2 protein-coding genes are annotated in these 1116 nt (G+C 67.7%); both read right to left on the bottom strand.

Annotated elements, in window-relative coordinates:
* On the bottom strand, window positions 1-324 hold a 324-nt coding region (locus AOK00_RS26075), incomplete at its 3' end, for a maleylpyruvate isomerase N-terminal domain-containing protein (protein WP_173861634.1).
* Between the two features lie 103 nt (window positions 325-427).
* Entirely contained in the window at window positions 428-865 is a 438-nt protein-coding gene (locus AOK00_RS26070) for a cupin domain-containing protein (RefSeq protein ID WP_159041854.1), read from the bottom strand.
* Window positions 866-1116 lie beyond the last annotated feature (251 nt).

The raw sequence follows: 1116 nt of genomic DNA, 5'->3' as shown, positions 1-1116 counted from the left end.
GTGCCCGCCGGCGAAGTCGACGTCGCCGTCCCATGCGTCGGGCTTCGCCCAGGCGGCGAGCGCCCGGTCGAGCTGGGCGGAGTACCGCTCGGGCCAGTCGGCGTCGGCGGTGAAGTCGCGCGTGACCAGGTCGTCGGGGAGCTCGGTGCGCAAGGCTCGGTGTTCGAGGCCGTGTGAGGTGTAGAGGACGAGGTGGTTGGCGAGCTCTCGGACGGTCCAGCCGGTGCAGCCGGACGGTCCGGCGAGCTGCGCCGGGCTGATGCCACGGGTGACCCGGGCGACTTCGACGGCGCAGCTTGCGAGGTGTGCGTGGATCTCGTTCATGCCGCCCACGCTAGGGACCTGGCACGCGTCGGTCTTGAACTTTCCCGACACACCTTCGGAGGGGGCGAGCGTCTGCGTTCCGGATGGGCCCGGCGGCCCCTGCTCAGGCGCAGGAGCAGCAGTAGCAGTAACACATCAGCGCGCCGTAACGGCCGACCTCGAAGGAGTACTCCGTGCCCGCCGGGATGTACATCCAGTCCCCGGCCGTGAGCTCATAGCCGTTGTAGACGATAGAACCGCCCGCGATGAACCGGATGCCGGCACCGCCGTTGTGCGCGTGCGGGGACGCCTGCGCGCCCGGCTCGGCAACCGTGATGTAGAGCTGGGACTCACAGGCCATGTACACCGGCAGCTGCCACTTGCGGAATCCCGGAGGGACATTGTCGACCTCAAGAAGCTTGATCGCCTTCTCGACCCCCTCGTCCCGTGACGTGATGATGCGGCCCTCGACGTCGAGTCCGCTCTCGCGGACAGCGTTCTTGATCCGCTCCACTCCCTGCTCGAACGTGAGCCTGTTGGGATCGAAGGTCTGCTGTGCCATGGACTTCTCCTTCTGCGCGACGGTCACGGGACCATCCCGTGCGTCTGGTCGAAGGAGTGAGTTCCCCGTGTGCTCAGGGGCCCACGGCAGCCGCGGAGGTTTCACTGCGACAGCCGCACCGGGGTAACCGTGTGGCGCAGGCGAGTTCCTGGCCCTACGGCAAGTCCTCGGCACCGATTCAAACGAGCCGTCGCCCTGGAGATGTTTTGCTGCCCGACCAGCACGGTCACCGTTCCTGCCTCCCCCCCCCC

This window comes from Streptomyces aureus (genome assembly GCF_001418135.1).
Classification (GTDB): Bacteria; Actinomycetota; Actinomycetes; order Streptomycetales; family Streptomycetaceae; genus Streptomyces; species Streptomyces aureus_A.
Note: the sequence above shows the minus strand (reverse complement) of the source record. Positions and strands in the feature narration are given on the sequence as shown.